We start from the raw sequence: 23,557 nt of genomic DNA, 5'->3' as shown, positions 1-23,557 counted from the left end.
CGCGCCCGATCACGCGCGCGGCGGCCGTTTCGCGATGAAGCGGCCGCCGCGTGCGATCGTTGTCGAGCGTCGGTAAAGCGTCAGGTCTGGTGCCGCCCGGCGCCGGGCTTGAAGCGCGAGCCGAGCCGATAGCGGTTGCCCGGATGCAGGAAGTGCACGAAGGTGACCGGCAGCCCGTTCGTCCAGGTGCGGCGCGTGAGCGTGAGGCACGGCTCGTCGGCACGCATGTCGAGCAGGCGCGCCTGTTCGCCGGTCGGCAGCGACGCGTCGACCACGTGCTCGATTTCCAGTTCGTAGTGCGACACGTTGTTGAACAGGTATTCGGATGGCGGCTCGACTTCGAAATCCTGGTCGATGAATTCGGGTGCCGCGGCCGGATTCACGTAGCGATCCTCGAGCTGGATCGGGCGGCCGTTTTCCTCATGCACGCACACCACGTGAAAGACCGGCGTATTGACCGTCAGCCCGAACGCGGCCGCGACGTCGAACGACGCGGGCTCGCGCGACTGGCTCAGCACACGGCAGCGATACTCGTGGCCGCGCGCGCGGATCTCGTCGCGGATGTGCGCGATCATCAGCAGGTTCGACTGCGGCTTTGCTTCCGCGACGAAAGTGCCGACGCCCGCGATGCGCTTCAGCACGCCTTCCTCGGTCAGCTCGCGCAGCGCGCGGTTGACCGTCATGCGCGCGACGCCGAATTGCGCGGCGAGATCGAGCTCGGACGGAATCCGATCCCCCGGGCGCCAATCGCCCGCATCGACGTTCTGGCGAACGAGCGTCTTGATCTGCTGGAACGGTGCGGTGGTCTTCGTGACCATCGGTGGATCCTCGGGGAAGGGCGACCGCGAAATTCTATCCCGGATCAGGTCGCGGACAGTTCGCGAACGTCGGCCGTCGGCACGGACCCGAATGCATCGCTCAGCGCATAGCCGATCAATTGCCGCGCGGCTGCTTCGGGTGTCGACAGCGCGCCGCTCGCCTTCAACTGGTCGAATTTCTCGCGCATCGGGAAGTTGGCTTCGCTGGTCGCGCGAATCGTCGCCTGCATGCCCGTATCGACGACACCCGGCGCGACGCTGCAGATCCGCAACGCGCGGCTCGCGTCGAGCGCGACGGCACGCGCGTGATGATCGAGCGCTGCCTTGGTCGCGCAGTACACGCTCCAGCCCGCGTATGCGTTGCGCGCGGCGCCGCTCGACACGTGCAGGATCCGGCATTCGGTCGGCGCCGAGGCCGCCTGCGCGAGCGCGACCGACAGCATCAGCGGCGCCGCGACGTTCAGGCCGACCGCGCGCGCGACGAGCGCCGGGTCCTGCGCGTCGAGCGGGCCGATCGGATCGACGATGCCCGCGTTGTTGAAGAGCAGCACGATCGATGCGCCGTCGACGAAGCGCCGCAGCGTGTCGCCGGCCGCCCACGCCGCGACGGCCGATGTGTCCGACAGGTCGAGTTCGGTTTCGGCGAAGCGATTGCCGGCCTGTGCGGCGAGCGACGGATGGCGGCTGCGCGACACGCCCAGCACGGCGATGCCTTCCTGCAGAAGTTGTTCGGCGAGCGACGCGCCGAGGCCGCGCGTGTGTCCGGTGACGATGGCGCGCACGTGCGGCGCTGAAGTGGATGCAGTCATGGCGGTGAACGAGTGAGCGGATGAACCGTGTCGACGTGTGGCGCGCATCGGCGGGCGGCAGCACGGCGTGCGGGACGGGCGATGCGCGGTGCTCGCATGGCATGCGAGGTCCGCCGCGAGCGGTGCCGCATCTCCAGGTGAAAGCGTATCGTAGCGCCGGCCCGCGCGACGCGCAAACGCGCGGCGCCGCCGCGCGCGGGCGCGGTGCGTGAATTCGCATGCGCGACGTCGAACGCATGTGCAGCCGCGCGTCCGATACATTGGACGAAAGCGGCCTGCGGCAAGTGCGCACGCGATGACGGCGAGTGGCGCAGGGCCCCGCGTCGCGAGCTATCATATGGCTCGCCCGTTCGCGATGCCGAACGGGCCGCGACCGTTTCCTCTCACTTGCCGCACGCTGCGACGCATCCATGAACACCACGCCGGACATGCCCACGCCACGCGCCCTGCGCGAACTCACGCCCCTCGAGGCCCGCATTCTCGGGGTGCTCGTCGAGAAGCAGCACACGGTGCCGGACACCTATCCGCTGTCGCTGAATGCGCTGACCTCGGGCTGCAACCAGAAAACCGCGCGCTCGCCGGTGATGAACGTCAGCGAGGACGAAGTCACGACCGCGCTCGACGGGCTCAAGCACCTGAGCCTCGTGATGGAAGGGAGCAGCAGCCGCGTGCCGCGTTTCGAGCACAACATGAACCGCGTGCTCGGAATTCCGAGCCAGGCGATCGCGCTGCTGACGATCCTGCTGCTGCGCGGCCCGCAGACGGCCGCCGAACTGCGCCTGAACAGCGCACGCCTGCACGGCTTCGCGGACATCTCGTCGGTCGAGGCATTCCTCGACGAACTCGCGGCGCGGGCGCAGCCGCTCGTCGTCCGGCTGCCGCGTGCGCCCGGTGCACGCGAGAATCGCTGGATGCACCTGATGTGCGGCGAAGTGAGCGCCGCCGAATTCGCCGGCCCGGATGCCGGCGGCGGCGCGGATTCTGTCCCGCCGTCGGAGTTCGAGGCGCTGAAGGCCGAGCAGAAACGGCTTGCGGATGAAGTCGCGCGGCTGAACGCGCTGGTTCAGCGCATGGCGAGCGAGCTGGGGATCGACGTCGATACGCCGGGCGAAGCGGGCTGATTGGCCGCCCGGGCCGACTCGACACCGGCGCGGACGAGGGCGCACGGGGTGGCACGCCATTGCCGAGCCTGCTCGAATCCGCGCTACCAGCGGCACCCCGCCTTCCCGGACGCATCGACGTCCTGCGCCCACGCGAAATCGGTCTTCTTGCCGGTGCGCGCATTGGTGTACGTCATCGAATAGACGATCGCACCCTGGCTCACCATTTCGTATTCGCCGTTGATCTTGCCGTCGACCATCTCCCACCACGTCGTCGTGAACTGGTACGGGCGGCCTTCGGCCAGTTCTTCCTGATCCACGTGTTTGACCAGCAGCGGAATCGCCGTCTTCGATTTCGCATAGCGGACGACGCCACCTTGCCACTTCGCCACGTCGTCGTAATACGTGCGCAACTCGAAGCGCACGGGTTTGTCGCCGGTCGTCCTGAAGCACAGCACCTCGGTGCTGACTTCGGCAGACGCAGGCAATGCAATGCACAGCAGCAACGCGGCAAGGGTCCTTTTCATGTGTGCGTGTGAGTCGTGGATCGCGGAACGCGATGCTCGATCGGTGGCGGACCATCATGATCGCACGGTACATCGGCGACGCGCGACGGTCGGGCATGCCATGCGGCCGGAACGCCTCGCGGCGCGCGATCGCCGCGACGCGGTTTAGGCGTTTACCTTCAAACAACGCGAAATCCGCATCGCCTCCGCTCGCACTGTGATTCAATTCATCCGGTTTGTAGTCCTACTAAATTACATATCGAAAACAGACAGGACGATTCACTCAAAGGAGACAGCCGATGGCCCGGCCCCCGCCTTGACGCCGCAATCCAGACAAGTCGCGCCACAGCGAACTTCCTCGATGAAATGCAGGTTATCCCCAGGGGGAAAATCCAATGTCCTCGAAACGTTTGATGGCGATCGCGGCCGCCGTGCTGGCCGTCACCGCGTCGTCCGCCCATGCCGACGCCGCGACCGTCACCGATCCGTTCTACGCGTACACCGACGCCACGCCGTTGAAATCGATTCCACCCGGCACGGTGCTCAAATCGCGAACCGTCACCTATCACCTGGCCGGCATTCCGACCGCGCTGACCGCTCAGCAATTGCTGTATCGCACCAGCAATGCGCAGAACCAACCGGTCGTCAACGTGACGTCGGTGATTCGGAGCCCGGCCAGCAACGGCCAGGCAATCTCGTACCAGTCGGCCTACGATTCGCTGAACCCTTACGACGAGCCGTCGCAGGTGATCGCCGGAGACCGCGACGTCACGAAGGTCATCAACGTCGGCACCTTGCTTTACAGCGCGGAATCGATTCCGCTGTCGACGCTGCTGCTGCTCGGCTACAACGTGATCGTGCCCGACACGGAGGGCCAGAAGGCGGACTTCGCGGCCGGCCCCGAATACGGGATGACGACGCTCGATTCGATCCGCGCGGCGCTCAACACGCCGTCGACGGGCCTCGCGCCTTCCAGCAAGGTCGCCATGATCGGCTACTCCGGCGGCGCGATCGCGACGAACTGGGCCGCACAACTCGCGCCCACCTACGCGCCTGACGTCAACAGGCAGCTCGTCGGCGCCGCGGAAGGCGGCGTGCTGGTCGATCCCGCGCACAACCTGCGCTACGTCGACGGCAGCATCGTCTGGGGCGGCGTTGCGGCGGCCGCGCTCGCCGGGCTGTCGCGCGGCTTCGGCTTCGATCTGACGCCGTATCTGAGCGACAAGGGCGTCGCCGTGTTCAACGACATCCAGAACCAGTCGCTTGCCTATATCCTGCCCAAATACACAGGGCTGCGCTGGGCGACGCTGTTCAAGCCGCAGTACGCGAGCGACATCAACAGCATTCCGGCATATGTGACGTACGCGAACAAGGTGAACGCCGGGCTGGCTGCGTCGCCGACGATTCCGATGTTCATCGGCCAGGGCACGGCCGGCGTGCTCGACGGCACTTTCAGCAGCCAGGTCGGCGACGGCGTGATGCTTGCATACGATGTCTGTGCGTTGGCGCAGAAGTTCTGCGCGAGCGGCGTGCCGGTCGTGTACACCGAATATCCGCTCGAACATGCGGGCGCGATCGCGCCGTGGGTCGCCGGAATGCTGCCATGGCTCTACGACCGCTTCGCCGGGAAAGCCGCGCCGAGCAATTGCGCGCTGACGGCTCTGCTGCCGAGCAATTCGCTCGCCCCTGAAACGCTGCATTAGGCGCCATTCGCATCGACGCGAATCGCCGGGCGATCCATCGCGGATCGCCCGTTTTCGTCTGTCGTCTTGACGTCGATCGCATTCCCCCGCCGTGCGTCGCTGCCGCCTCGCGCGAGTGCCATAATCGAGCCTGCACATCATTCCAGACGTCTCCCGGAGAATCACCATGCAGAACCTCGACAATCCTTCCCACGATCGCGAGGTAGGCGTTGCCGACGCGACGCAGGACACCACGCGCATCGACGACGTGCGCATCGGCGCCGTGCGTCCGCTGATTTCGCCGGCGCTGCTGCAGGACGAGCTGCCGGTGCCCGCGGCCACGCAGACGCTCGTCGAGGATACGCGCCGAGCGATCGGCGACATCCTGCACGGCCGCGACGACCGGCTGCTGCTCGTCGTCGGCCCGTGCTCGATCCACGACCACGATCAGGCGCTCGACTACGCACGCCGCCTGAAGGCCGCCGCCGATGCGTTAAAGGACGACCTGCTGATCACGATGCGCGTGTACTTCGAGAAGCCGCGCACGACGGTCGGCTGGAAGGGCTACATCAACGATCCGCGCCTGGACGGCAGCTTCCGCATCAACGAAGGCTTGCGCGCGGCGCGGCAGTTGCTGCTCGACATCAACGCGCTCGGCCTGCCGGCGTCGACCGAATTCCTCGACCTGCTGAGCCCGCAGTACATCGCGGACCTGATCGCGTGGGGCGCGATCGGTGCGCGCACGACCGAGAGCCAGAGCCATCGCCAGCTCGCATCGGGGCTGAGCTGCCCGATCGGCTTCAAGAACGGCACCGACGGCGGCGTGCAAGTCGCGTCGGACGCGATCGTCGCCGCGCGCGCGAGCCATGCGTTCATGGGGATGACGAAGATGGGCATGGCCGCGATCTTCGAGACGCGCGGCAACGACGACGCGCACGTGATCCTGCGCGGCGGCAAGAGCGGGCCGAACTACGATGCCGAGCACGTCGAGGCGAGCTGCGCGGTGCTGCGCAAGGCAGGCCTGCGCGAGCAGGTGATGGTCGATTGCTCGCACGCGAACTCGAACAAGTCGCACGAGCGGCAGATCGACGTCGCGCAAGATCTCGCGCGGCAGCTGGGGCAGGGCGAGCACCGGATCGTCGGCGTGATGGTGGAGAGCCATCTCGAGGCGGGGCGGCAGGATCTGAAGCCGGGCGTGCCGTTGAAGTATGGCGTGTCGATCACCGATGCGTGCCTGAGCTGGACGCAGACGGAGCCGGTGCTCGACGTGCTCGCCGAGGCGGTCAGGCATCGCCGGGTGTATTCGCGTAACGCGTGATGTAACGGCGGCGAGCCACGCCCGCCGCCGTCCCGTTCGATGCGCCGACGGCGATCGGTCGCGCGAACGATCAAACCCCCCTGTATGCCGAACGCGCGCTTGCGTTCGGCCAGTCTCTCGCCGTGCGCGCGGGCGTCCTGCCCGTGTGCATCGCTCCTCGTTTGCCGGCAGTCGTGTCGTATGACTCGACGATTTGCCGCAGTCCGGGATGTCTGCTGATCGTGCTTGCCGCGCCATGCGCACAGCTTGCGAGTCGTCTGCGCGTATTTCGGATTTTGTCGTTGTTATCGCGTGCAATCGGCGTAGATCTAGCCATCTTTAGGACAATTCTTATATTCAGGCCCCGCTTGGTTCAGCAAAATTCTAGTCATGCGATGCGTTGCGGGAGCCGAGGCGTCTGAAACGGCGCGGGCTGCACGAGAAACGGCGCATCTGTTCGCAGTTTTCTGAAATGTCTTGAACCACGTCTGGCAGGTTGTCCAAATGTGAGATCAATTTGTAGTTATTAAGTTATCCGAATGGTCACGATGAGAAAAATCCGTCAAAGAGGAGTGTGGCTCGCCGCAATCGCGATATCGCTTGCTTCGTCCGTCGCCAGCGCGAACATGACCGTCTATCCGATGGCCGCATCCATCGGAGCCGGCGGCGGGTCCGCAGCGCAATTGCGCGTCTACTCGAAATCCGAGACGACGCAGTACGTGAAGGCAATTGCGAAACGCGTGATCGATCCGGCGACACCTCACGAGCGCGAGGTGAGCAGCATGAGTTCCGGCGATGACGCGATCGTGATCTCTCCAGCGAAGTTCGCATTGCCGGCTGGCGGAACGCGGCTCGTTCGCGTGATTCCGTTGGGCGTGCCGCAGAAGGAGGTGCTGTATCGCGTCTATCTGCAGCCCGTTGCGGCGCCGTCCGACGACGAATCCGACGCGACGGGCAACGTGTCCGGCGAGGTGAACTTCAGCCTCGTTTGGGCGCCGCTCATTCGCGTGTTGCCGAAAACGGCGGTGGCCAACTTCAAGCTGTCGCACGGCTCGCTGCTCAACACCGGCAACGTCCGGCTCGGCTTGCTCGAAGCCGGCGCATGCCGGTCCGAGCGCGACGAATCGTCGTGCGAGTGGACGAAGTTCGAACGCAGCGTCTACCCCGACCAGCAATTCAAGCTGGACGGGCTGCACCCCGCACCTTACGTGCGGATCAAGTATCGGGTTGAGGGAAAGCCGGGCGTACAGCAGAAGGTCGTGCCCGCGCATTCCGGCAACACGACGAGCGCTTTGGGCGCGAATACCGAGACCCAACCGGGTCGAACCATTGTTTCAACCAACCAGGGAGATTAACCCATGCTGAAATTCGTTCCGATCGCTGCCGCTGCGCTCATGTCGATGTCGGCTCACGCCGTGCAGAAGGACATCACCGTGACCGCGAACATCGACACGACGCTCGAGATGCTGTCGGCGGACGGTTCGGCGCTGCCGACGACCATGCAGATGCAGTATCTGCCGGGCTCCGGTCTTCAGCCGGCCGTGGTCAACACGAAGATCTTCACGAACGACAAGGCAAAGGACCTGCAGATCCGCCTCGCGGCTGCTCCGTCGATGAAGAACCAGACGAACCCGGGCGCTGACGAGATCCCGCTGTCGGTCAAGCTGGGCGAAACCGAGCTGACCACCACGGCAGCGACGCTGAAGACTGCCGAGCTGTTCCCGGGTGAACTGGCACAAGGCTCGAACGTGCTGCCGTTGTCGATCGGTCAGAAGACCGTCGAGCCGGTCACGGCTTCCGGTAACTACCAGGGCCTCGTCAGCGTGATCGTCACGCAAAGCGCGGCATCGGGCGGCTAAGACCTCCGATTCGCCGGCGGGCGCGCCTGACGGGCGCGCCCGTTTCTTTTTCTCTTCCTTTTTCATCATTTCCTACGCCTGCTCGCTATTCATGATCCCATTCGATCTCAAGAAGACCGTCGTTGCATGCCTCAGCGCGCTGTGTGTGGGTGACTTCGTGTCGTCCGCATACGCCGCTTCGGCCGTGCCGGCTGGCTTCGAAGATATCGTGACAGGAAGCGAGGAGCGCATCGACGTGAATTTTCTGGGCGAATCGCTCGGTTTGTTTCGCGTGTTCGTGACACCGGGAACGATTCGCTTCGAGGAGACAGATCGTTTGCTGCAAGCACTCGGCAAGCGTCTCGATCCGACGAAGAGCGTGTCGGAGATCGGCGATGCGCTGTCGAAGCCGATGGCGCGCAACGGCAATCTCGCGTGCGGCGGGCAGACCGGCGTGAACGGTTGCGGGTATGTCGAGACCGACAGCGCGGCCGTGATTTATGACGACAGCAACGGCAGCATCGAGCTGTTTCTCTCACGCGCCTGGCTGACCACCGAAGAGCGCGACCGCCGTTTCCGCGAGCCGTCGCCGATGACGGAGAACGCGCTGATCCATCAGCAGACGATCAACCTCTCCGGCGGGCGCGGCTACAAGAGTTTGTCCGTGTCGGGCACGGGCGCGCTCGGCCTTACGCCGAACAGCTTCATCGGCGGCAACTGGGCCTTCACCCATTCGAGCTACGCGGCGAATTCGGACAGTCGCGTCGATCTGCAGGACATTTACTACCGCCACGACATCGGCTCGCAACACTATGCGCAAGCCGGGCGGATGGACAACCGCAACCTCGCGAGCACGCTTGGCGGCAACTTCGGTTTCACGATGTTGCCGGTCGGCACACTCGACGGCGTGCGCGTCGGCACGACGCTCGCGTATACGAATCCGGAAGTCGCGGAGCAAGGCACGCCGGTCACGCTGCTGCTGCCGCGCGATTCGCGTATCGACGCCTATCGCGGCAACGAACTGCTCGGCACGGTCTACATGAAGGCCGGCGTCAATGCGCTCGATACCTCGCGCTTTCCGGAAGGCACGTATCCGCTCACGCTGCGCATCTTCGAGAACGGCGTGCAGGTGCGCACGCAAACGACGCCGTTTACGAAGACGGGCGGTGGCATCAACTCGCGCACGCGGCAATGGTTCGCGCAGGCAGGACGTGCGGCCGACCGCGACGCGCCGAACGGCGTGGCCGCCGCCGCAGGCGTGCGCATTCCGCTGCCGGGCGACGTGACGTTGACGAGCGGCGTCGCGACCGTCGGCGGGCAGATCTACAACGAAACGGCGCTCGAGTGGCGTCATGCATTTCCGTTGGGCGTCCTCTCCGCCGGTGGCGCGGTGTTCGTCGGGAACGACGGCGCACGCGGCAATACGCAGCAGATTTCGTTCGCCGACGGCGTGTCGTGGAGCGTGTATCGCTACCAGATGCGCGGCCCGTCGTGCAACGGACCGTCGGTGTCGTATCGCGACGTGGGCTGCTACGACACACTGAATGCGACCGTCTCGTTCCCGATCGGAAGCTGGTCGGCGATGCTCGGTTACACGTACAACAAGAGCGTGGGCCGCCCTCAGGAATGGATGATCGACGGGTCGGAACGCCCGTGGTCGCGGCCTGTTTCCGCGCAGGACGACCGTGTGTCGCGCGCGCTTCAGTTGGCGCTGTCGCGATCGGTGACGTGGCGCAAGATCAACGCGAACCTGCGGGTGGGCGCATACGCGAACCGCAGCGCAGGCGCGAACAACGAGTATGGCGGCTATGTCGGCGTGACGCTGTCGATGGCACAGCACGCGACGCAGCCGGGCCGCGCGTCCGCCTATACGGCGGCGGGCGTCGACGTGCGCACGGATCGCAGCAACACGACGACGAACTACACGCTCGACCGCAACTGGAACTGGCAGGGCGACACGTATCGCGAGGTCGCACTTGGCGTGTCCGGCTATGGCACCGACAGCCTGACGGGGACGGTCCAGGGCCGCTGGAACGGCCGCTATGGCGACGTTGCCGCGTCGGTCGCGAACAGCTACAGCCGCGAAAGCGGCGGCAACAATCCGTCGGTGACGGCGAGCTACTCGTCGTCGTTCGCGGTCGCCCGGCAGGGTGTGTTTCTCGGTGCATCGGCGTCGCAATCGGATCCGCTCGCGGGTTTTGCAGTCAAGGTTGGCAGCCGCGACGATGCGCACGGGATGGCGGCCGAGGTAGGCAGCGACAGCAGCCGCAAGATCAAGGTCGGCTTCGGGCAGCGCGCGCTGTTGCCGGTCTCCGCCTTCACGCCGGTGACGACGGAAGTGAACGACGCCGGCGCGCAATCGGCCGCGGGCGCCACGAGCGTGACCGAAGGTCTCGGCAAGCGCACGCTGTTCATGGTCCCGGGGCAACTCGCGCTGCGCGACGTCAAGGCGAAGGTGACGTACACGTACGTCGGCCAGGCGTTCTCGGCGGGCGGCATGCCGCTGTCGGACAGCGTGATTCTCAACGGCTCGATGCCGCCGCTCGATGGCGAGGGCGGTTTCATTGCCGAACTCGACCACAAGGAAGACGAACTGTTCGTCGTGGACGGGCCGACGCTGATGCGTTGCCCGTTGCACGTCAAGCGTCGACAGGACGTGCTGATGATGGTCGGCAAGGTGCGATGCGAAGTGGCCGGGCCGAATGCGTTGCCCGATGCGCTGCGCAAGCAGGCGCGCGTGCAGAAGCTGTTGCAGCAGCGCTATGTGATGTCGTCGGTGCGGGCGCGGACGGCGGGCGCGGATGACGCGTCGCGGTAAGTGGTGGGACATGACCGGATCGGCGCGGGCGGGCTGATCCGCGTGCGTCATGCCTTACTTTGATCCGTTTGATGATCGAGAGATCGAGATGTCGGTCGCGCAGTAGGTGCTCACGACGCCCGGAACACAAGGACACAGCGATTCAAATGACACGAGCGAACAAATCTCACTGGCGGGCCATCGTGCTCGCCGCTGCGCTGGGGGCGATTTCAGTCGATGCGTCGGCGGCGCTTCAGGCACCTGCCAATCGCAACGACACCGTGGAAGCCACGATGGATCGAGGAACGACTCAGGCGGAGGTAAAGATCTTCGACAAGGCGTCAGGGGGCTACGATACGAGCGACGCACCAAAATGGGGGCGAAATTCATGGACATGCGCGTCCACCACCGATTCGGCTACCGGCGCTTGCCCGACTGACCCGGTGTGGAGTACGTCGGGGAACTCTACCGCGATCAAGTTGAAGTTCACGGAGGAAAAGACCGGCGCCACCGCCGTACTTAATCTTGATGGAGCATACGTGCTCACTGGCCACTTGGATTGCGACGGCAATGTTGTTTCCGAAGTCCGTAGTGAGCACTCATTCCCCATCCAAACGGCAATCTTCGGACCCCGCTTCTGCGAGTCCGGTCGCAAGGTCACCAATGACGGGAAGGCGCTCGACGTCACGATTCCCACCGACGAACTCAAGAAGATTCCAACCGGTGGAATCTGGAAGGGAAACCTTCTCTTGAACCTGAGGCAATGGGGCGGCAAGCATCCGAAAATCGCGGTATTCAAGGCGGCGATCAAGTTGAACGTTACCGACAAGAACAACATCCAGATCTATCTGCCCGAGTTCACGAATGCGACGCCCGTCGTCGACCTCAAGCTGCGCACGCTGCCGAACGGCAGCCGGCTGAGCGGCACGTCGAATGTCGACATGTGCCTGTACGACGGCTACAACTCGCAGAGCACGTGGTTCGACGTCACCGCGAGCGACGGCCTCACGATCGATCGGCGCGACCAGGGCAGCTATTCCGTGCTCCTCGAATCGGACAAGAGCGGCGCGTATGCGTCCCGCGTCGACTACAACGTGAGCCTCACGTATGCCGGCAAGAAAATCGCGCTGCCGAACAACGAGACCGTCCGGCTCCAAGGTGTGAACAACAGCGCGGGGCGGACGGTATCGTTGCCCGGCATCGCGGTTCCGGTCGTCTGCACGCCTACGCCGCTGACGCTGGAGACACCTGAATTCCAGTCGGCGTGGAAGCGCCCCGGAAAGTACAGCAACAAGTTGACGATCACGTTCACGCCTTCGTCGGCAAGTCTCTAGCGCTTGCGGAATCCTTGACGCGTATTCCCGGCGTGAGATGCTCGGAATCCAGCCAGGTTCGACGGACCGTGGCGGGACGTTGATAACGACGTGCGCCATGGGGCGGTACTCGTTGTGGAGTCGCCGCCGGCGTTCGATCAGCGCGTTGGTCCGGCGCGACTCGTGGAGGGGAGAGAGGCCGTCCGATCAGACGGCACGCCCGACCGTTCCGACGACGTGCGTGGCGAACACATCGCCGGATGAATCTACAAGACATGCGACGAATCGCCTCCCACGCCATCGAGGGCGGCCCGTATCAATTCAGCATCGCTCGCGGCGCCCATTTTCTTCATGGCGCTGCGCTTTTGCGAGCTTATTGTCTTGATGCTTCGCCCGAGCTGCACTGCAATATCCTTCACCGGCAAGCCGCTCGCAAACAATCGGACAACCTCGCTCTCCCGCGGCGTCAGCCTTCTCGAATACGAGTCGGCATTCTGAATCGTCTCTGCGACTCTGGGCGACCTGTAGCTTCCCCCGCTGCAAAGCACGCTCGAATATATCGCGGGAACGACGTGCTCGATCGGATCTGATTTCGTCAATATCGAAGAGACTCGCAGCGCCGCCAGTTTGTGCAGTTGCACGCTTCCCCCGCCGAGCGTCAGTGCGACGATCTTGACGGTTGGAAATTTGGCGGTGATGTGCCTGAAGAGCTCGATGCCGCCCGGTGTGTCGTGACATGGCGCCAGCATGTCGCACACCACGACGTCACACCTGGTTTTGCTCAGCGTGTCGACCAGCTGGGTCGCGGTCTTGCATGTGGCCACCACCCTGATCGACGGGGCGGTGCGGAGAATATTCTTGATTCCTCTGATGGAAACCGGGTGGTTGTCGGCGACGATGACACGGATTAACAGATCAATCATATGGATATCCATCGATTCCCAAAAACGCTGAGTCGTTAAGCGATATGGTCGAAATCGCGGCTTCTGCAAAACGCCTCTTCCCGGATTTCATGTCGGCAGGAATCGCAACGAGTCAGACGGCGGTATGCAGCGTGAGGAGATGTGCGGTGCGATGAAAACGGCGAGGGGGCTTCGGTCGTCGCTGTACGCGACGTGAAATGTGAGAAACGGGGCGGTGTGCGGCGACAGGCCGAGCAATGCGTGTTGGGCGGCATCAACTGGTGGAGCGGCGACCAAAGGGCCGCAGAGCCGCGCTCCGGAGTCTTGTGTGATTGCAGCAGAAAGACGAGCGATCGTGAATGCGAGCGCTATGTCGGCCGCAATGCGAAGAATGACGGATGTCATCAACATTGTTAGTGATTTCACTCCATTTCCGGCTTGCGAGCCGGAGTGCGGAACATGAATGTGTTGCACCTGGAGGTGCGTCCGGTTACAGAAAAACGCATCTCCGGCATTGCTCCCGCTGGGAAAGCTGCAGGACGATCGACCAGTGTTCTCGATAAATTGTGGTGCGACGAAAACCAGTATGCAGACGTGGACGTCATATTTCCATCTGACAAGTCAGGTTTTGCGCGGTGCTTTTGAGTATTGCCGCCGCAGCCGCACTCGTGCGAATCGTGACGACGCGGTAGATCGAGCGTCGGATCGAGATACGACTATCGGTTGAGGCAGCAATTGCCAAGGCGAAGGCGGACGATACGCTGATGCGGTAGTCCGTGCCCATGCAGTTAATCCCGACCGGATATCATGATCTACCGGCGCTTGCGCCTGAGGTTTGGAATGCGAACACTGTTTCGCTCCTGCCAGTTCAAAAAAATGGAGGCAGTCGTGCCCGAATGGTTCGACGCGGGAATTTTTAGGACGGTTCCTATGTTTAGCCGACGCGGTCAAGGACATCATGTCGACAATCGCGAGCGTGAATGAATCTGCTCGAACAGCCGACCGGATTCCTTCAACGTCACCGCGGTGTACCTCGCGGGAATGTGATATGAACACTACAACTTAGGACGATTCCCGTATTCGACATCGTTCATATCCTCCAGATTCGATCAGACTTGGTGAACTGATTTGGAGGGGAGCCTCCATGCCTCCCGATACACGTATCAACATACTCATTGCCGACGATCATCCGTCAATTCTTGCCGGCATAAGAGCGGCGTTGCAGAACCTGAGAGACTTTCGCATCGTCGGAGAGGCCAGCGACTCCACCGGGATCGTCGAGTTGCTTTCCCGGAATGCGTGCGATGTTCTGGTGACCGATTTCGATATGCCGGACGGCAAGTACAACGACGGCTTCACCATGTTGACTTACCTGCGGTCGCACTTTCCGGATCTTCCGATCATCGTGTTCACCGCGCTGAGCGGCAGGAATCTGACGGAGAAACTGATTGGCGCAGGCGTCAAGGCAGTTGTCGGCAAGGGCGACGACACGAGGCATCTGGTTGCCGCCATCCGGGCCGTCCATCGCGGCGAGACCTATTGCTCGCCGACCGTGCGCCGCTTGCTGAACGAGGCGAACGACGGGCGCAAACCTCGGGATCTGACCAGGAACGAACTCGAAGTTTTGCGGCTTTATATATCGGGAATGTCGGTCGGTGAAATCGCTGCGCGATTGAATCGCACCAAGCAGACCATCAGCTTGCAGAAATCCACGGCCATGCAAAAGCTCGGTGTCGAGCGGGACGCCGAGCTATATCAGGTCGTGTACACGTCACAACGCGTGCTGCCGGACATCTATTAGCGCGTCAATGAGCGGCTGTGCTCGAGCTCCCGCACCGCGCGTCACCGTCCGGCGCACGATTTCGCAGGTCCGAATCCAATTGCTCGGCTGGAAAAATTAGGACAATTCCTAGAGCATCTGTCTGAAATTGGAACGGATGAACGGGCGATTTCCGTATCGTCGGATAGAGTCGATGCATCTGCAATCAGCCACCGACGGCGCACGCATGCACGGTCACCGATGCACATGCTCCGGCCGCCGTACCGTACATGGAAGGACGTCCCGTCGCGTTCTGCAACGCGCCGCGCCTGCTTTGGCGCGCAATATTTGTTTGGCTCCTCGCGTCGTCGCTCCCCGCTAGCGGCGCGACGGCCTGCTGGAAGCCAACCTTCACCGACGACGAGCTTCGGTGGATGCGCGCGCACCCTGTGGTTCATATCGCGGTCGAGGCAAACTGGCGTCCGATCGAATACATGCGCAACGGCAACCATGCCGGCCTCGTCGCGGGGTACCTGAACGCAATCTCGAAAATGACGGGGCTGACGTTCGAGACAGTGCCTGGCACGGAATGGGGCCACGCGTACGATGCGCTTGCTTCGGGTAAGGTCGATCTGCTGCCGGGCGTGTGGCGCGAACTGGTGCCGGACCGCGTCGGCGCCGGTGCGCTCGTCAGCGCGCCCTATCTGGTGGGGCGCCTGACTGCCGTCACGCGCAACAACTCCGCGATGATCTTCAATCTGAAGCGGCTCGAGGGCAAGCGTGTCGCGATCAAGGGGCGCGGCGCAGTCGAGTATTTCACCCGCAACAGCGGCGTGATGCTCGACGTGCTCACCTTCGATACCGAGGAGCTCGCGCTCGCGGCGGTCGCCAACGGCGAAGCCGATGCCGCGCTTGGCGTCGACGTCACGATTCTGCCGATCGTGCAGCGGCAGTTTCCCGGCCAGTTATACATGTCGGGGATGCTTGCGGACCGCCCCGTATCGCTGGCGATGCTCACGCGGGCCGACCTCCCGATCCTTGCATCGATCATCGACAAGTCGCTCGCGGCCATTCCCGTGAGCGAGACGGCGGAGATCACCCGCGACTGGGTCGAAATGGCGGACTACGGCAAGCCGACGATCCGTTCGATCCTGCATTACCGGGCGCCGCAGGTGCTGGCGATCGCCGTCGCGCTGCTGGCGTTGGCGGCGCTCGCCTGCCTGTCGTGGAAGTCACGCATGGCCGCGATCCGCAGCGAGCGCGACAAGGCGAAGTTTCTCGCGTTCGTCAGTCACGAAATCCGCACGCCGATGCATACGATCCTGTCGTCGCTGGAATTGCTGCAGCGCTCGCACTTGACCGGGCAACAGGCGAATCGGGCGGATGCCGCGATCTCGGCATCCGAGACACTTCTGACGCTGCTGGACGATATCCTCGAATATTCTCGTCTCGAATCGCGCAACGTCGGGCTTGCCACCCAGGCGGTCGAGCTCGAGTCGTGGGCTCGACATACGGTCGACATGGTGCGCTGGCGTGCCGAGGAGAAGAGGCTCGCGCTGGTGCTCGACTTTGATTGTCCGGCGGCAACGCGTGTTGTAATCGATCCGGTCCGTGTTCGCCAGATCGTGCTGAATCTTCTCGTCAACGCAATCAAATTCACATCCGCGGGCTCGGTGACGTTGCGTGTGGAGCATGTGCCCGGCCATCGCGGGCAAAGTGGCACGCTGATCCTCGAAGTGCGCGATACCGGCATCGGCATTGCGCCCGAACGGCTCGCACACATCTTCGACGCATACTGGCAAGTGCCCGGCTCGCTTCAACACGAAGTCAAAGGCAGCGGGCTTGGCCTTGCGATCTGCCGTGAACTCGTCGCGTTGATGCATGGGACGATCACCGTCCAAAGCGAGCCGCACGTCGAAACGACGATGACGGTTCGATTGCCTGTCGCGATCGTGGACGAGCCGTTGCCGGCGCAGCCTGCCACATCGACGCCCGTGCTGGTCGACCCGCATCCTGAAGACGTACATCCTGACTTGCCGCGCATCCTCATCGTCGACGATCACGAGGCCGTCCAGTTCGCGCTGCAGCAGCAATGCGAGGAGCTCGGTTGCGTCGGCATCGTCGCCGGTACGGGCGAGGCCGCGATGCTGCGCCTGACGCAAGGCCGTGTCGATCTCGTATTGCTCGATGGCGAGCTGCCGGACATCGACGGCCATGCACTCGCGAAGATGATCCGTCAGGACGAGTCGGCACGCGAAGCCCGACACGTTCCCATCATCGCAATTTCCGCTGCGTCCGGGGACGCGCATCGCGAGCGCTGCCTCGACAGCGGTATGGACGGCGTGCTGGGCAAGCCGCTGCGGCTCGAAACGTTGCGGCAGCTGATCGCAATGTGGTGTCCGACGTATAAAGACGTGGCGCCGCCGCCGCCAACTGCTGCCAAGGCCGTCGATCTCGGCGCGGTCTATGATCGCGAGGTGGCGAAGGATCTCGATGCGCTCGTCAACGGCTTGCTGTCGCGTGATTTCTCGGGAGCAGCGCGTGCCGCGCACCGCATCACGGGTGCGTCGCATCTGGCCAGACTGAGCGATATCGCCAACGTCGCGTCGAATGTCGAATCGCGCCTTCTCGAACTGCACGACGTGGATCAGGAGAAAAGGTAGCCGAATATGGTTTCCGCGTACGTATGCCGGACCGGGTGTTGAACGACGCAGGTCGACAGACCTCGTCCACAGCAGCTCATACGGCGATTGCCCGACGCGCTGTCACGACTCGAATATGCGACGCATCATAATCGGGGATGCCGACGCCGGTATCGCTGACATCCATCACGGGCCAGACGGCATGGCCTGGTTTGTCGACAAGGATGCCGTCGCGAAACTGAGATATATCGGTGCTCGTCCGTCCGGTCGGCGCCCACTCGATCTTCCCGGCATCAACGCGTTGTGTGAGTAGGTCGACGATACGTCATCGACTTATCAGTAGCGCGGCTGCCGATTTGACGCATCGCATCGAGAAACGAAGGCACGGCCCTGACGTGCTTTCCGCTTTCGCGAAATTCAAGCCGACGCCAATGCACGTCAGCGAAGGTGCGTACGGCCAGACGCGCGGGCGATCGCTGGCATTGTGACCTGCTGCGTGTCCATCCCCAGCCGAGCACGGTTCTCAGCAAGATCATCGGCCCGCGATGACACCACGCTCGTGCGAATTCCCCATGTTGAGCCATCACGAACGCCGCTCCGGATTGTGCCACTGCTGCGCGCCCATCGGCTGTTTAGCTGGCGGGGTTAAAAATTATCCAGAAAGCCGGTAAGCTAATTCAGATCATCCGTTCCGGTTGGCCACGACAACAAGAAAGGCCGACCGTTGAGAGCCGTATCGCCAGAGAGAAAAAAGGGGTAGCAATGAGACCAGAGCTCCAGCCGATCCGCGTCGTGATCGTGGACGACCATGCCGTCGTCCAGCACGGGATCGCCAGTTATCTGACGGAGAAGACCGGCATCGAAGTTGCGGCGAGCTTTGCAAGATCGCGCGACCTGATCAGCTGGCTCGAGTCGAATCGTGCGGACGTCGTGCTGCTCGACTATACGCTCGGCCCCGACGAAATCGACGGCCTCAATCTCGTCAAGCTGCTGAGTACGCGCTTTCCGGAGTGCAGGATCCTGATGACCTCGAGCAGCGACACGCCCGCGACCGTCAGCATGACCATGCGCGCCGGCGCGCTCGGATTCTTCGGCAAAAGCGAAAATCTGCGCGAACTGGTGCATGCGATTCGAGTGGTTGCAAAGGGACGGTCGTACATCAGTGCCGAACTGGCCGACAGGGTGACGGCAAGTGCGACGTCCGTGCAGAGCCTCGCGGTGCCGAAACCCGCGCCCGGCGGCGACGCAACGACGGCCGAATCGGAATTTGCCTTCGACCCGCGCCTGAGCCCGCGCGAGCACGAGGTGCTGCGCTGCTATCTCGCGGGCATGTCGGTATCCGATATCGCATTGAAGTTTTCCCGCAGTCGCAAGACCATCAGCACGCAAAAGCAATCGGCGTATCGCAAGCTCGGCATCCGTAGCGATGCCGAATTGTTCTCGTCCCGCAAGCTGCTGGAGAAACACTGAGCACCGTCTGATTCCGGACCTCCCTCGGCATTATCTGCGCCGACATTGATCTTCGTTCAATGGCGTACGCCGTCGCGCGATGCAGCCTGAAGGCAGCACTTCTCGACTGGCGCTACCATGACATCCGTGTTGCGCTGTCCGACGCGTCCCGTCCGGGCTCGTTGCGCACACACGCAGCGGCGGCGCGGCCGGCTGCTGCTGCATCGACGAAGCGCGGGGTGCTCACCGATTCTCCGCTGCACACGCGCCGCTTCGCTCCCGGCACCAACAACAACCTAACCGGAGTTCAATCAGCATGGCTTTCACCAAGACAATCGTCGCAGCCGCCGCTCTCGTTTCGAGCATCAGCGCGCATGCGCAGATCGCGGGCGCCCAGCCGCTCAGCGTCACCGTCGAGCAATCGCAGGCGCTGCTCGAGGGCTGGAGCGTGAAGAAGAGCGTACTCGGCAAGGCCGTGTACAACGACCAGAATCAGAAAGTCGGCACGGTGCGCGACCTGATCGTCGCGCCTGACGGCTCGGTGTCGGCCGCGATCGTGTCGGCCGGCGGCTTCCTGGGTGTCGCGGCACACGACGTCGCGGTGCCGATCGCGTCGCTCGACGTGCGCAACGGCAATATCTATCTGCCGGGCGCGACGAAGGACGCGCTGAAGGCGACGCCGGCGTTCCAGTACGCGAAGGTGCCGACGCCGCCGAAGCCGAAGAAGCTCGACGACAAGCACTGATCCATATGGCCCGGCGCACCATGCGCCGGGCGCGGTTAATCGCGGCAAGTGTCCGGCCGGGCATGGATTTGCCACGGACGCGTTTCCCGGCCTTGCCCCCTTTCTACGTAATTCTACGTAGCCTCGCATACGTAGTTGTGCGCTTGTAAGCCTCCCCCGTCGCACGGAATACTACGGCCCACGGCCGTGTCTTCCGCAAGATGCGGCATGACGCATCGACGTCACGCGGGTTCGGCGCCACGCCGGATCCACTCAAAAAACACATTGGAGACCAGGAGACGCCATGAATCGGGCTTCCAGTACCCTGCTCTGGATCGCGGTCGCGCTACTCGGCGCATTCGCGTTCGGGACGATCGCACTCGCGCACGGCGAACGCGTCAGCGCGCTATGGATCGTGATCGCCGCGGTCTGCGTATATCTGATCGCATATCGCTTCTACAGCCGTTTCATCGCCAGCAAGGTCATGCAGCTTGACGGGCTGCGGATGACGCCGGCGGTCAAGTACAACGACGGCCTCGACTACGTGCCGACCAACAAGTACGTGCTGTTCGGCCATCACTTCGCCGCGATCGCCGGCGCCGGGCCGCTCGTCGGGCCGGTGCTTGCCGCGCAGATGGGCTATACGCCCGGCATGCTGTGGATCCTGGCCGGCGTCGTGTTCGCCGGCGCGGTGCAGGACTTCATCGTCCTGTTTATCTCGACGCGCCGCGACGGACGCTCGCTCGGCGACCTCGTCAAGATGGAGCTCGGCACGGTGCCCGGCGTGATCGCGCTGTTCGGCGCGTTCCTGATCATGGTGATCATCCTCGCGGTGCTCGCGCTGATCGTCGTGAAGGCGCTAACGAATTCGCCGTGGGGCACGTTCACCGTCGCCGCGACGATTCCGATCGCGCTGTTCATGGGCGTCTATACGCGCTACATACGTCCGGGCCGCATCGGCGAAGTGTCGATCATCGGCTTCGTGCTGCTGATGGCGTCGATCGCATTCGGCCAGACCGTGCACGATTCGCCGACGCTTGCCGCATGGTTCACGTTCAGCGGCACGCAGCTCACATGGATCCTGATCGGCTACGGCTTCGTCGCATCGGTGCTGCCGGTGTGGCTGCTGCTCGCGCCGCGCGACTACCTGTCGACGTTCCTGAAGATCGGCACGATCCTCGGCCTCGCGATCGGCATCCTGGTCGTCGCGCCGGAACTGAAGATGCCCGCGCTGACGAAGTTCGTCGACGGCACGGGCCCGGTGTGGTCGGGCAACCTGTTCCCGTTCCTGTTCATCACGATCGCATGCGGCGCGGTGTCGGGCTTCCACGCGCTGATCTCGTCGGGCACGACGCCCAAGCTGATCGACAATGAAACCAACGCACGCTTCATCGGTTACGGCGCGATGCTGATGGAATCGTTCGTCGCGATCATGGCGCTGGTCGCCGCGTGCGTGATCGAGCCGGGAATCTACTTCGCGATGAACGCGCCGGCCGCCGTGCTTGGCTCGACGCCCGAAGCCGTCGCGAACACGGTCACGCAATGGGGCTTCGTACTGACGCCCGACATGCTGACGCAGACCGCGAAGGCCGTCGGCGAAACGACGATCATCGCGCGCGCGGGCGGCGCACCGACGCTGGCCGTCGGCATGGCGCACATCCTGCATCAAGTGATCGGCGGCGAAGCGATGATGGCGTTCTGGTATCACTTCGCGATTTTGTTCGAGGCGCTGTTCATCCTGACGGCGGTCGACGCCGGCACGCGCGCGGGCCGCTTCATGCTGCAGGACCTGCTCGGCACGTTCCATCCGGCGCTCAAGCGCACCGAGTCGCTGCCCGCGAACCTGGTCGCCACCGCGCTGTGCGTCGCGGCGTGGGGCTACTTCCTGTATCAGGGCGTGGTCGATCCGCTCGGCGGCATCAACACGCTGTGGCCGCTGTTCGGCATCTCGAACCAGATGCTCGCCGCGATCGCGCTGGTGCTCGGCACCGTCGTGCTGTTCAAGATGAAGCGCGAGCGCTACGCATGGGTGACGATCGTGCCGACCGCATGGCTGCTGATCTGCACGCTGACGGCCGGCTGGCAGAAGATCTTCGACGCGAACCCGAAGGTCAGCTTCCTCGCGCACGCGGCGAAGCTGCAGGCGGCGGTGGACGAAGGCAAGGTGCTCGCGCCGGCGAAGTCGATCGCGCAGATGAAGCGAATCATCTTCAACGACTACATCGATGCGGCGCTGGCCGGCCTGTTCATCTTCGTCGTCGTGGCGATCGCGGTGTACGGCCTGCTCGCCGTGCTGCGCGCGCGTCGCGAGTCGAAGCCGACCGTGCGCGAGACGCCGTACGAAGCGATGCCGGCCGCGCAGGCGCTCGGCAGCGGACGATAACGGGAGGCCGCGATGTTCACCGATCTCGGCAGCGACCTGCGCAGTGCGGGCCGTTACCTCGGGCAGGCGTTGCGGCTGATGGTCGGCCTGCCCGACTACGACACCTACGTCGCGCACATGCGCGAAACCCATCCGGACCGCGAACCGATGACGTACGAGGAATTCTTCCGCGAGCGTCAGAATGCGCGGTACGGGTCGGGGGCGGGGAAGTGTTGCTGAGCCGGCCGTGCACCGATGGCCGGTGAGGCGGTTCGTTGAAGGACCGGAAAGCGCCGCGAAGGCATTCGCGGCGCTTTTTTCTTTGGCGGCCGATGCGGTGCGCGACGCGCCCGTCGCTGCGGCGATTGACTTCGTTCAGCGCGGCAAAGTCCGGGCGCCGGTATCATGTATGGCATCATTTTTCCACCAAGAATCCGCGCAGGAGAGCCCGTCGTGCATGTCGGTGAGCGTTTCAACAGCATTTCCCATCTCGTCGGCGCGGTGTTGTCGGTGGCAGGGCTGGTCGCGCTGGTGACGATGGGCGCGCTTGATCGCGATCCGTACAAGATCGTGAGCTTCAGCGTGTACGGTGCGATGCTGATCCTGCTCTACGGGATCTCGACGGCGTATCACAGCGTGCGCAACCCGCGCCTCAAGGCGATTCTGCAGAAGTGCGATCATTCGGCCATTTATCTGCTGATTGCGGGAAGCTACACGCCGTTTACGCTCGTCACGCTGCGCGGCCCCTGGGGCTGGTCACTGTTCGGCGTCAGCTGGGGGCTCGCCGCCTTCGGGATCGCGCAGGAACTCACGCTCGGCCGGCGCACGCGCATCGTGTCGATGGTGCTGTACGTGCTGATGGGCTGGCTCGCGCTCGTAGCGATCCGTCCGCTGATTCATGCGCTGCCGCCGGTGGGTGCCGCATGGCTCGTGGCCGGCGGCGTCATCTACAGCGCGGGGATCTACTTCTTCATCAACGACGAGCGCATCCGCCACGGGCACGGTATCTGGCATCTTTTCGTGCTGGCCGGCAGCCTGTGCCAGTTCGTCAGCGTCGCGATGTATGTGGCGTGAGCGTGAGCGGCACGCTCCGCGTCATGCATGCCCGGCTGCCCGTGTCGCATCGCGCAGCGCCATGAACCCGACCCACCCCCAGTAGACGCGGTGATGCGCGATCAGCCCGTCGCGCAGATCCATCACCTCGACGAGATCGACCTGATCGCCTTCCGGCGTTTCGCGCGGATATTCCCAAATGAGCCGCCGGCCGTTCGAGAAGAACAGCCCGGTTCGATACCAGCGTCCAAGCTTGTTTTCCGGATTGCGCAGGCCCGCCGCGAAGAATGCGCCGATCGCGGCCTTGCCGTGCAGCACGCCGGAACCGTGGTCGGGCAGTGCGTCGACGATCAGCGGTGTTTCGAGTACCGCGTCGTCCGCGTACAGCGACATCAGGGCGTCGAGGTCGCGCGCGACGACGGCGGCGTGCCACTCTTGATGAATGCGTTGCGCATCGGTGTCGGCTCGTGTCATGGCGGGCTCCGGAATACGTGGATAACGAAACC

20 protein-coding genes are annotated in these 23,557 nt (G+C 63.7%); 14 read left to right on the top strand and 6 right to left on the bottom strand.

Annotation, left to right across the window (positions count from 1 at the left end; all coding sequences use genetic code 11):
* Positions 1–80: 80 nt before the first annotated feature.
* Complete coding sequence (gene hutC, locus HW466_RS05780) at positions 81–818, bottom strand: histidine utilization repressor (protein WP_059448894.1); 738 nt, start codon at positions 816–818, stop codon at positions 81–83.
* Positions 819–862: 44 nt separating this feature from the next.
* Entirely contained in the window at positions 863–1,627 is a 765-nt protein-coding gene (locus tag HW466_RS05775) for an SDR family oxidoreductase (RefSeq protein WP_151003025.1), read from the bottom strand.
* A 410-nt stretch (positions 1,628–2,037) separates the two neighbouring features.
* Here HW466_RS05775 and HW466_RS05770 point away from each other — a divergent pair, with 410 nt between their 5' ends.
* Positions 2,038–2,748, top strand: a complete 711-nt coding sequence (locus tag HW466_RS05770; protein WP_059501375.1) for a YceH family protein — start codon at positions 2,038–2,040, stop codon at positions 2,746–2,748.
* 83 nt (positions 2,749–2,831) lie between these two features.
* Here HW466_RS05770 and HW466_RS05765 read toward each other — a convergent pair whose 3' ends face one another.
* Positions 2,832–3,254, bottom strand: coding sequence for a hypothetical protein (locus tag HW466_RS05765; protein WP_151003027.1), 423 nt, complete (start codon positions 3,252–3,254; stop codon positions 2,832–2,834).
* A gap of 374 nt (positions 3,255–3,628) precedes the next feature.
* Between HW466_RS05765 and HW466_RS05760 the strand changes: the two genes are divergently transcribed.
* The 6 genes from HW466_RS05760 to HW466_RS05735 all read left to right on the top strand — a co-directional run bounded on the left by HW466_RS05760 (position 3,629) and on the right by HW466_RS05735 (position 12,181).
* Complete coding sequence (locus HW466_RS05760; RefSeq protein ID WP_151003029.1) at positions 3,629–4,936, top strand: lipase family protein; 1,308 nt, start codon at positions 3,629–3,631, stop codon at positions 4,934–4,936.
* 166 nt (positions 4,937–5,102) lie between these two features.
* A complete protein-coding gene (locus HW466_RS05755; protein ID WP_059448900.1) occupies positions 5,103–6,233 on the top strand; it encodes a 3-deoxy-7-phosphoheptulonate synthase in 1,131 nt (376 codons plus the stop codon).
* 527 nt (positions 6,234–6,760) lie between these two features.
* Complete coding sequence (locus tag HW466_RS05750; protein ID WP_275405500.1) at positions 6,761–7,567, top strand: fimbrial protein; 807 nt, start codon at positions 6,761–6,763, stop codon at positions 7,565–7,567.
* A gap of 3 nt (positions 7,568–7,570) precedes the next feature.
* Positions 7,571–8,071 (top strand): cable pilus major pilin CblA, encoded by a 501-nt coding sequence (cblA, locus tag HW466_RS05745; RefSeq protein ID WP_060347157.1) that lies wholly within the window; start codon positions 7,571–7,573, stop codon positions 8,069–8,071.
* Positions 8,072–8,162: 91 nt separating this feature from the next.
* Positions 8,163–10,868: a TcfC E-set like domain-containing protein gene (locus HW466_RS05740; protein ID WP_151003033.1), complete on the top strand. Its 2,706-nt coding sequence runs from the start codon at positions 8,163–8,165 to the stop codon at positions 10,866–10,868.
* Between the two features lie 146 nt (positions 10,869–11,014).
* Positions 11,015–12,181: a CfaE/CblD family pilus tip adhesin gene (locus tag HW466_RS05735; protein ID WP_151003035.1), complete on the top strand. Its 1,167-nt coding sequence runs from the start codon at positions 11,015–11,017 to the stop codon at positions 12,179–12,181.
* A gap of 245 nt (positions 12,182–12,426) precedes the next feature.
* On the opposite strand, the gene HW466_RS05730 is transcribed toward HW466_RS05735, so the two are convergent.
* Entirely contained in the window at positions 12,427–13,083 is a 657-nt protein-coding gene (locus HW466_RS05730; RefSeq protein WP_170296601.1) for a LuxR C-terminal-related transcriptional regulator, read from the bottom strand.
* Between the two features lie 580 nt (positions 13,084–13,663).
* Entirely contained in the window at positions 13,664–13,846 is a 183-nt protein-coding gene (locus HW466_RS05725) for a hypothetical protein (RefSeq protein WP_151003039.1), read from the bottom strand.
* Between the two features lie 360 nt (positions 13,847–14,206).
* Between HW466_RS05725 and HW466_RS05720 the strand changes: the two genes are divergently transcribed.
* The 7 genes from HW466_RS05720 (at position 14,207) to trhA (ending at position 23,072) form a co-directional block, all read left to right on the top strand.
* Positions 14,207–14,863, top strand: coding sequence for a response regulator (locus tag HW466_RS05720; protein ID WP_059772659.1), 657 nt, complete (start codon positions 14,207–14,209; stop codon positions 14,861–14,863).
* A gap of 392 nt (positions 14,864–15,255) precedes the next feature.
* Positions 15,256–17,484, top strand: coding sequence for an ATP-binding protein (locus HW466_RS05715; protein ID WP_275405499.1), 2,229 nt, complete (start codon positions 15,256–15,258; stop codon positions 17,482–17,484).
* Positions 17,485–18,225: 741 nt separating this feature from the next.
* Positions 18,226–18,933: a response regulator gene (locus HW466_RS05710; protein ID WP_151003041.1), complete on the top strand. Its 708-nt coding sequence runs from the start codon at positions 18,226–18,228 to the stop codon at positions 18,931–18,933.
* A 295-nt stretch (positions 18,934–19,228) separates the two neighbouring features.
* The gene (locus tag HW466_RS05705; RefSeq protein WP_151003043.1) at positions 19,229–19,657 is read left to right on the top strand and encodes a PRC-barrel domain-containing protein; all 429 of its coding nucleotides are present in this window, start codon (positions 19,229–19,231) and stop codon (positions 19,655–19,657) included.
* Between the two features lie 283 nt (positions 19,658–19,940).
* Positions 19,941–22,019, top strand: a complete 2,079-nt coding sequence (locus HW466_RS05700) for a carbon starvation CstA family protein (protein ID WP_059448905.1) — start codon at positions 19,941–19,943, stop codon at positions 22,017–22,019.
* A 12-nt stretch (positions 22,020–22,031) separates the two neighbouring features.
* Positions 22,032–22,238, top strand: a complete 207-nt coding sequence (locus HW466_RS05695) for a YbdD/YjiX family protein (RefSeq protein WP_027781714.1) — start codon at positions 22,032–22,034, stop codon at positions 22,236–22,238.
* A 213-nt stretch (positions 22,239–22,451) separates the two neighbouring features.
* Entirely contained in the window at positions 22,452–23,072 is a 621-nt protein-coding gene (trhA, locus tag HW466_RS05690) for a PAQR family membrane homeostasis protein TrhA (RefSeq protein ID WP_059448906.1), read from the top strand.
* Positions 23,073–23,093: 21 nt separating this feature from the next.
* On the opposite strand, the gene HW466_RS05685 is transcribed toward trhA, so the two are convergent.
* Positions 23,094–23,525 carry a nuclear transport factor 2 family protein gene (locus HW466_RS05685; RefSeq protein WP_151003045.1) on the bottom strand — a complete coding sequence of 144 codons (432 nt, stop codon included), beginning with the start codon at positions 23,523–23,525 and terminating at the stop codon, positions 23,094–23,096.
* Positions 23,526–23,557 lie beyond the last annotated feature (32 nt).

This window comes from Burkholderia territorii, assembly GCF_902833055.1.
GTDB lineage: Bacteria > Pseudomonadota > Gammaproteobacteria > Burkholderiales > Burkholderiaceae > Burkholderia > Burkholderia territorii.
This window is presented reverse-complemented; position numbering and strand designations above follow the sequence as displayed.

What these genes read in the sequence shown, in the direction of transcription:
- hutC (WP_059448894.1), bottom strand. Translation starts at nt 818, where the DNA reads ATGGTCACGAAGACCACCGCACCGTTCCAGCAGATCAAGACGCTCGTT.
- HW466_RS05775 (WP_151003025.1), bottom strand. Translation starts at nt 1,627, where the DNA reads ATGACTGCATCCACTTCAGCGCCGCACGTGCGCGCCATCGTCACCGGA.
- HW466_RS05770 (WP_059501375.1), top strand. Translation starts at nt 2,038, where the DNA reads ATGAACACCACGCCGGACATGCCCACGCCACGCGCCCTGCGCGAACTC.
- HW466_RS05765 (WP_151003027.1), bottom strand. Translation starts at nt 3,254, where the DNA reads ATGAAAAGGACCCTTGCCGCGTTGCTGCTGTGCATTGCATTGCCTGCG.
- HW466_RS05760 (WP_151003029.1), top strand. Translation starts at nt 3,629, where the DNA reads ATGTCCTCGAAACGTTTGATGGCGATCGCGGCCGCCGTGCTGGCCGTC.
- HW466_RS05755 (WP_059448900.1), top strand. Translation starts at nt 5,103, where the DNA reads ATGCAGAACCTCGACAATCCTTCCCACGATCGCGAGGTAGGCGTTGCC.
- HW466_RS05750 (WP_275405500.1), top strand. Translation starts at nt 6,761, where the DNA reads ATGAGAAAAATCCGTCAAAGAGGAGTGTGGCTCGCCGCAATCGCGATA.
- cblA (WP_060347157.1), top strand. Translation starts at nt 7,571, where the DNA reads ATGCTGAAATTCGTTCCGATCGCTGCCGCTGCGCTCATGTCGATGTCG.
- HW466_RS05740 (WP_151003033.1), top strand. Translation starts at nt 8,163, where the DNA reads ATGATCCCATTCGATCTCAAGAAGACCGTCGTTGCATGCCTCAGCGCG.
- HW466_RS05735 (WP_151003035.1), top strand. Translation starts at nt 11,015, where the DNA reads ATGACACGAGCGAACAAATCTCACTGGCGGGCCATCGTGCTCGCCGCT.
- HW466_RS05730 (WP_170296601.1), bottom strand. Translation starts at nt 13,083, where the DNA reads ATGATTGATCTGTTAATCCGTGTCATCGTCGCCGACAACCACCCGGTT.
- HW466_RS05725 (WP_151003039.1), bottom strand. Translation starts at nt 13,846, where the DNA reads ATGGGCACGGACTACCGCATCAGCGTATCGTCCGCCTTCGCCTTGGCA.
- HW466_RS05720 (WP_059772659.1), top strand. Translation starts at nt 14,207, where the DNA reads ATGCCTCCCGATACACGTATCAACATACTCATTGCCGACGATCATCCG.
- HW466_RS05715 (WP_275405499.1), top strand. Translation starts at nt 15,256, where the DNA reads ATGCGCGCGCACCCTGTGGTTCATATCGCGGTCGAGGCAAACTGGCGT.
- HW466_RS05710 (WP_151003041.1), top strand. Translation starts at nt 18,226, where the DNA reads ATGAGACCAGAGCTCCAGCCGATCCGCGTCGTGATCGTGGACGACCAT.
- HW466_RS05705 (WP_151003043.1), top strand. Translation starts at nt 19,229, where the DNA reads ATGGCTTTCACCAAGACAATCGTCGCAGCCGCCGCTCTCGTTTCGAGC.
- HW466_RS05700 (WP_059448905.1), top strand. Translation starts at nt 19,941, where the DNA reads ATGAATCGGGCTTCCAGTACCCTGCTCTGGATCGCGGTCGCGCTACTC.
- HW466_RS05695 (WP_027781714.1), top strand. Translation starts at nt 22,032, where the DNA reads ATGTTCACCGATCTCGGCAGCGACCTGCGCAGTGCGGGCCGTTACCTC.
- HW466_RS05685 (WP_151003045.1), bottom strand. Translation starts at nt 23,525, where the DNA reads ATGACACGAGCCGACACCGATGCGCAACGCATTCATCAAGAGTGGCAC.